Source organism: Streptomyces bungoensis (assembly GCF_001514215.1).
GTDB classification, from domain to species: Bacteria; Actinomycetota; Actinomycetes; order Streptomycetales; family Streptomycetaceae; genus Streptomyces; species Streptomyces bungoensis.
Genome location: NZ_KQ948867.1, coordinates 191,451 through 198,358 on the forward strand (window position 1 = coordinate 191,451; position 6,908 = coordinate 198,358).

The window sequence follows — 6,908 nt, forward strand, 5'->3', positions numbered from 1 at the left end:
GCGTGCGCCGGGGCGGCTGAGCGAACGGAATCCGCCCGGAAACGGAATGCGGCGGTACGAGTGCTCGTACCGCCGCTGGCATTCCCACCGGGTTACCAAGCGTCCTCGATATATCGCCCATCAGGTCGGGAACTTCGCCCGTCACCTGGTGCGGCTGGCCCGTAATCGACGGGTCGACGTCGCGTGGGTGCCCGGTGTTCCTGCGCGGTCCGTGGGGCCAGTGCGTCGTGATAGGGGATCCTCTCGGATGTCCTGTGGTCACGCGGGCCGTTGCATCCTTTGTACTGCAAGCCGGGAGCAAGCGGAACCCCTGCCCGCACTTCTTCACTTTCACTGCAAACAGGGGTGAACCGGTCAGGAGGCGACGTTGCGGCGCCGGCTGGTGTACCAGACGAGGCCCGCGGTCGCGGCCGCCGCCCCTATGGCCGCCGCCGCGACCAGGGCCGGGCGGGGCGGCACGGAGAACCCGGGCAGTCGCTGCTTGAGCCGGACCGGCCGGCGGAACTCGAGGATCGGCCACTCGCGCGCGAGTGCCTCGCGGCGCAGCGCCCGGTCCGGGTTCACGGCGTGCGGATGCCCGACCTCCTGGAGCATCGGCAGGTCGGTCGCCGAGTCGCTGTAGGCGTAGCAGCGGTCGAGGTCGTACCCCTCGGACGCGGCCAGCTCCCTGACCGCCTCGGCCTTGGTCGGGCCGTAGGCGTAGTACTCCACTTCCCCCGTGAAGCAGCCGTCCTCGCCGACCACCATGCGGGTCGCCACCACCCGGTCCGCGCCAAGCAGTTCGCCGATCGGCTCCACCACCTCGGCGCCCGAGGTGGACACGATCACGACGTCGCGGCCGGCCGTGTGGTGCTCCTCGATGAGGGAGGCGGCCTCGTCGTAGATGATCGGGTCGATCAGGTCGTGCAGGGTCTCGGCGACGATCTCCTTCACGTGCTGGACGTTCCAGCCGCGAACCAGCGCGGACAGGTACTCGCGCATCCGCTCCATCTGGTCGTGGTCGAGGCCGCCGGCCAGGAAGACGAACTGGGCGTACGCGGTTCGCAGTGCCGCCCTGCGGCTGATCAGGCCGCCCTGGTAGAAGGACTTGCCGAAGGTGAGTGTGCTCGACTTCGCAATGACCGTCTTGTCCAGGTCGAAGAAGGCCGCTGCGCGGGGGAAGGAGTGGTTTTCCACGTCCCTGAGCATAGGCGCCCACCATTCGGCGTAAGGTGGGGCGCGTGGGTTTGCCTGAGAGGGCTCTCGGGTACACCATGGAAGTCACGGATCGTTCGCGACCGTGCTAACCCGGCCCGACTCCTCCCCCCCCGAGTCGGCCGTGGGGACGACCCCCGCTCTCCCCCCCGGCGGGGGTCGTCGCATGTCCGGGTGGGTTTTCCTTTCTTCTTCAACCGACTGGGCCGCTGCCCGTGGGGCTTCACGCCCGGCTCTGCTGCACCCATGATCCGTTACTCAGGGTAATCGCTGCGCTGCGCTGCGGCAGTTCCGCGGGCTGCCCGCGGCAGCCCGTACAGGCGCCGGCGGGAGGTCACCGGTTTGGGTGACGGAGATATTCACAGCCGCTGAGTTCTCCACGGTTTTCCACCAAGATCCACACGATTTCCCGGTTCGCTGCACCGTGATTCCAGCGCGCTCCGACCGCGGCAGTTCATGGCCGGTTCCGATTGCCGGGGCGTGTTTGGCCGGTTCCATTCGGCCGTTCATATGGAGGCCGCCCTGCCGGTTCTCCACATCTATCGGAATCACGCGGCCCGAGGGGCTGCGCGGAAGGCACAGCGAAGGGGGACCACACGTGACCGGAACCGTCACCCACGACCCGTCGTCCGGCACCGCGGGCCGGCCGGGCCGGCCGCTCATCGTCACCGAGGACGCCGGGCTCCTCGACGACCTGCTGCGCCTGTGCGCGGCCGCGGGCGCCACACCCGAGGTGCACCACGGGGTGCCCGACCACGGCGGGGGCTGGGAATCGGCCCCGCTCGTCCTGGTCGGCGACGACGCCGCCCGCCGGGTGCGCGGGGCCGCGCGCCGGCGCGACGTGGTGCTCGTCGGCCGGGACCAGGACGACTCCGGGGTGTGGCGCCGGGCCGTCGAGATCGGTGCCGACCACGTCCTGATGCTGCCCGACGGCGAGCAGTGGCTCGTCGACCGGATCGCCGACGTCGCCGAGGGCGTCGGCCGCCCGGCCCTCACCGTCGGGGTCGTCGGCGGCCGCGGCGGGGCAGGGGCGTCCACACTGGCCTGCGCGCTCGCCGTCACCTCAGCGCGCGAAGGGCTGCGCACCCTCCTCGTGGACGCCGACCCGCTCGGCGGTGGGCTCGACGTCCTCCTCGGCGGGGAGAGCGCGGACGGGCTGCGCTGGCCCGCCTTCGCCGCCTCGCGCGGCCGTCTCGGCGGCGGCGCGCTGGAGGAGTCGCTGCCCCGGCTGCACGCCCTCCGGGTGCTCAGCTGGGACCGCGGCGACAGCGTCTCCGTGCCGCCCCAGGCCGTGCGCGCGGTGCTCGCCGCCGCCCGGCGGCGCGGCGGCACGGTCGTCGTCGACCTCCCGCGCCACCTGGACGACGGGGTCGCCGAGGCCCTCGCCCAGCTCGACCTCGTCCTGCTCGTCGTCCCGGCCGAACTGCGCGCGGTGGCGGCCGCCGGACGGGTGGCCTCGGCGATGGGCATGGTCGTCCGGGACCTGCGGGTCGCGGTGCGCGGGCCGTACGCGCCGGGACTCGACGACCGTGAGGTGGCCCGGCTGCTCGGCCTGCCCCTGGCCGGCGAGGTGCCCGTAGAACCGGCCCTGCTGCGTCCGCGCGGCACCGCGAAACCGCCCGGCGCCGGCGGCCGCGGGCCCCTGGCCCGGTTCTGCGCCACCTTCTGGGAGCAGACCCTGGTCGAGGCGGGAGGCACCCGATGACGCTCCCCGGGCTCGACCGGGCCGACGGCGCGGCCCTGCTCGACGGAGTACGGCGCCGGCTGGCCGAGAGCGGGGCCGAACCCACACCCGCGCGCGTGGCGCAGGCGCTGCGCGACCAGGGCCGGGTGCTGGGTGACGCGGAAGTCCTCGGCGCGGCGGAGCAGTTGCGGTCGGAACTGGTCGGCAGCGGCCCCCTGGAGCCGCTGCTCGCCGACCCGAGCGTCACCGACGTCCTGGTGTGTGCCCCGGACCGGGTCTGGGTGGACCGCGGCGGCGGCCTGGAGCGGACGGGGGTCACCTTCCCCGACGCGGCGGCCGTACGACGCCTCGCGCAGCGGCTGGCCGCCGTGGCCGGACGCCGGCTGGACGACGCGCGGCCCTGGGCCGACGCCCGGCTGCCCGACGGGACCCGGCTGCACGCCGTGCTGCCCCCGGTGGCCGTCGGCTGCACCTGCCTGTCCCTGCGGGTCGTCCGGCCCCGGGCGTTCACCCTCGAGGAACTGGTCGAGGCGGGCACCGTGCCGCCCGGCGGCGAGCGGATCCTGCGGGCGCTCATGGCGGCCCGGCTGTCCTTCCTCGTCAGCGGCGGCACCGGCAGCGGCAAGACGACCCTGCTCAGCGCCCTGCTCGGGCTGGCCGGGCCCGGCGAACGCATCGTGCTCGCCGAGGACTCGGCCGAGCTCCGACCGGACCACCCGCACGTCGTACAGCTCGAGACCAGACCCGCCAACCAGGAGGGCGCGGGACTGGTCACCCTGGAGGACCTCGTCCGGCAGGCGCTGCGGATGCGGCCCGACCGGCTGGTCATCGGCGAGGTGCGCGGGCCCGAGGTGGTGCACCTGCTGGCCGCGCTCAACACCGGCCACGACGGCTGCGGCACCGTCCACGCCAACGCGGCCGCGGACGTGCCCGCCCGCCTGGAGGCCCTCGGTACGGCGGCAGGGCTGGACCGGGCCGCCCTGCACAGCCAGGTCGCGGCCGCCCTGTCGGTGGTGCTCCACCTCGTCCGGGACGGGTCCGGGCGGCGCCGGATCGCCGAGGTGCACGTGCTGGAACGGGACGGCTCGGGGCTGGTGCGGACGGTACCGGCGCTGCGCTGGGACGCGCGGGCCTTCGTCCGCGAGCGCGGCTGGGAGCGGCTGCGGGAGTTGCTGAGCGGCGGGTTCGCGAGTGGGGAGGCGGAGAAGTGACGGACGTGAGCACGGAGACCTCTCTGGGCGCGGCGCTGGCCTGCGTGGGGGCCGCGGTGTGGCTGCTGGGCGGCAGGCACTACGGGATGCGGCGGGCGCGGCTGCTGCTGGCCGGCGGTGGCGTGGTGGCGACCGGCCCGCCCTCCTGGGAGCAGGCTCTCGGTGAACTGCGCGGGCGGTACGAACGGTTGGGCGCCGAGTGGTGGTCGCTCGTGGCCGGTCTGCTGCTCGGGCTGCTGGGCGCCTCACCGATTCCGGTCGTCGCGGGGGCGGCCGGGGTGCCGGTGCTGCGCCGGCTGCGGCTGGCCCGTCGGGCCGGACGGGACCGGGAGCGGCGCGCGGATGCGGTGATCGGCCTGTGCGGGGCGCTCGCCGGGGAGGTGCGGGCGGGACGGCAGCCCGGTGAGGCCCTGCTGCGGGCCGCGCGCGACTCCGGCGGACTCGGGGAGGCGCAGGCGGCCGTGGTCGCCGCGGCGCGGTTCGGCGGTGACGTGCCGGGCGCGCTGGCTGTCGCGGCCCGGCAGCCGGGCGCCGAGGGGCTGTCGGGCCTCGCCGCCTGCTGGCGGGTGGCCGTGGACCAGGGCGCAGGGCTCGCGGCCGGCCTCGACCGGCTGGACGGTGCCCTGCGCGCCGAGCGGGACCAGCGTGCCGACCTGCGCGCCCAGTTGGCGGGCGCCCGGGCGACGGCACTGCTGCTGGCCGCCCTGCCCGCCGTCGGGCTGCTGCTCGGCTCGGCCATGGGCGCCCGTCCGCTGCGCGTGCTGCTGCACAGCGGAGCCGGTCTGGGCTGTCTGGTGGCCGGAGCGGTGTTCGAAGGGGCCGGGATGTGGTGGGTGGCGCGGATCGTACGGGGAGCTGAGGCGGTATGAGCGGGGACGTCGTCCACAGGCTGGGGACGGCCGCGGCCGTGGCCCTGGCCGCTGGCTGGGCGGTGTGGCGGGTGGATCTGACCCGGCGCCGGCGGCGGGCACGGCGGCGGGTGGCCGAACTGCTGGCGCTGAAGACCGCCGAACCCGAACCCTCCCCGCCTGTCGCGGACCTGGCGCGGCGATGGCTGCCCGTGGTGGGAGCCGGGTGTGGTGCGGGGGTGCTGGTCGGTGGGGTGCCCGGCGCGTTCGTGGGCCTCGCCGTCGCCGCGGGGCTGTGGCGGTGGCGGTGCCGGCAGGCGGCTGCGGGTCCGGCGGAGCGGACCGGCACCGAGTCGGCCGCCCGGCAACTCCCGCTCGCCGCGGACCTGCTGGCAGCCTGCATCGCGGCCGGCGCCGGACCGGTGATCGCCGCGCATGCCGTGGGCGAGGCCCTCGGCGGCCCCGTCGGGGAGGCGCTGGCCCGGGGAGCGGCCGAGGTACGGCTCGGGGGCGAACCGGCGGACGCCTGGCTCCGGTTGGCCGCACTGCCCGGCGCCGGGCCGCTGGCCCGCCTGCTGGAGCGCGCCGACGAGTCCGGGCTGCCCGCGGCCGGGCCGGTGGCCCGGCTCGCCTCGGACGCACGCGCGGAGTGGGCCAGGACCGCCACGGCCAGGGCACGCCGGGCGGCCGTACTGGTCTCCGCGCCGGTGGGCCTGTGCTTCCTGCCCGCGTTCATCGCCATCGGTGTCCTGCCCGTGGTGATCGGCCTGGCGGGCGGCGTGATGGCAGGGGGTGGTGGCTGACGGAAGCGGCTGGCAACGCAGGCGATGTGGACAACGGATCCGGACGGAAGGTGCTTGAGATGCGTGAGAAGGCAGGAAAGCTGTGGACAGCCCTGCGGCAGCGGTGCCGGCGGGACGCGGGAATGGTGACGTCCGAGTACGCGATGGGGATCGTCGCGGCGGTCGGGTTCGCGGTGCTGCTCTACGAGGTCGTCACCAGCGGCCAGGTCAAGGCGGAGCTGCAGGCCATCGTGAAACGAGCCCTCAGTGCGCGGATGTGAGCGCGGCGGAGACCGGGGCTTCGTGACCGCGGAGGCGGCCATGGTGCTGTCGGTGCTGGTGGCGTTCACCATGGCGCTGGTCTGGTCGCTGCTCGTGGTGGCGGCCCGGATCCAGTGCGTGGACGCCGCCCGCACGGGCGCCCGGGCCGCCGCCCGGCAGGACCCGCGCGCGGCGGTGGTGCGGGTGACCCGGGACGCGGCACCGCGTGGGGCGCGGGTCACGGTCGGCCGCTCGGGTGATCAGGTCCGGGTGACGGTGGTGGCCAGACCGCCCGTCCTGAGCGGACTGCCGTTCGAGCTGCGGGAGGTGGCCGTGGCGGCTGCCGAGGACGCCGTCGCAGCGGCGCCGGGCGGATCCGCGCCGACGACGGAGAAAGTGCCGGGGGCGGGCTCCCGCGCTGCCCCGGACGAAGCCCGGGGAAGAGCGGACGCCGGCTCGGGTACGACCGCCGGAGCGGGGGAGCCCGGGCGATGAAGCGGATGCCGGTGATGAACCGGACGCGGCGCCCGAGGCGCGGGGAGCCGCTGACGCGTCGGTTGCGAGCCCTCCGGCGCGCCGATCGCGGGTCCGCCAGCGTCTGGAGTCTGGGGGTGATCGCCGTGCTGTGCGTGGTCTTCGGCGCCGACCTCGCCCTAGGTCAGGCCGTCGTCGTCCGGCACCGGGCGGCCGGCGGCGCGGACCTGGCGGCGCTCGCGGCGGCGGACCACTGGGCCGAGGGCGGCGCGGCGGCCTGCGCCCGGGCGGAGCGGGTGGCGGCGGCCCAGGCGACACGGCTGGTGCGGTGCGCGCTCGTGGGCGAGACCTCCGACGTGACGGCGGCGTCGGGACGGGGGCCGTTCACGGCCCGGGTCCGGGCCAGAGCGGGGCCGGCCGACTCGGGCCCCGAGCGGCCACCGCCGGCCGCCGG

At 75.7% G+C, this 6,908-nt stretch carries 8 protein-coding genes; 7 read left to right on the forward strand and 1 reads right to left on the reverse strand.

The genetic code is table 11. From position 1 onward, the window contains the following. Positions 1–354: 354 nt before the first annotated feature. Entirely contained in the window at positions 355–1,188 is an 834-nt protein-coding gene (locus AQJ66_RS28120; RefSeq protein WP_061927642.1) for an HAD family hydrolase, read from the reverse strand. A 604-nt stretch (positions 1,189–1,792) separates the two neighbouring features. On the opposite strand from AQJ66_RS28120, the gene ssd reads away from it, so the two are divergent. From ssd to AQJ66_RS28150, 7 genes are all read left to right on the forward strand, one after another. Next, positions 1,793–2,899 carry a septum site-determining protein Ssd gene (gene ssd, locus AQJ66_RS28125; RefSeq protein WP_061927643.1) on the forward strand — a complete coding sequence of 369 codons (1,107 nt, stop codon included), beginning with the start codon at positions 1,793–1,795 and terminating at the stop codon, positions 2,897–2,899. Next, positions 2,896–4,089, forward strand: coding sequence for a TadA family conjugal transfer-associated ATPase (locus tag AQJ66_RS28130; protein WP_061927644.1), 1,194 nt, complete (start codon positions 2,896–2,898; stop codon positions 4,087–4,089). Before ssd ends, AQJ66_RS28130 begins: the two co-directional genes overlap by 4 nt. 5 nt (positions 4,090–4,094) lie before the next feature. Further along, positions 4,095–4,958 (forward strand): type II secretion system F family protein, encoded by an 864-nt coding sequence (locus AQJ66_RS28135; protein WP_061927680.1) that lies wholly within the window; start codon positions 4,095–4,097, stop codon positions 4,956–4,958. Beyond that, a complete protein-coding gene (locus AQJ66_RS28140; protein WP_061927646.1) occupies positions 4,955–5,740 on the forward strand; it encodes a type II secretion system F family protein in 786 nt (261 codons plus the stop codon). The genes AQJ66_RS28135 and AQJ66_RS28140 overlap by 4 nt, the downstream gene beginning before the upstream one ends. 59 nt (positions 5,741–5,799) lie before the next feature. Further along, entirely contained in the window at positions 5,800–6,000 is a 201-nt protein-coding gene (locus tag AQJ66_RS37855; protein WP_079060477.1) for a DUF4244 domain-containing protein, read from the forward strand. A 22-nt stretch (positions 6,001–6,022) separates the two neighbouring features. Beyond that, a complete protein-coding gene (locus AQJ66_RS28145) occupies positions 6,023–6,475 on the forward strand; it encodes a TadE family type IV pilus minor pilin (protein ID WP_244162959.1) in 453 nt (150 codons plus the stop codon). A gap of 14 nt (positions 6,476–6,489) precedes the next feature. Beyond that, the coding region (locus AQJ66_RS28150; protein ID WP_079060483.1) for an Rv3654c family TadE-like protein at positions 6,490–6,908 on the forward strand (419 nt) is incomplete at its 3' end.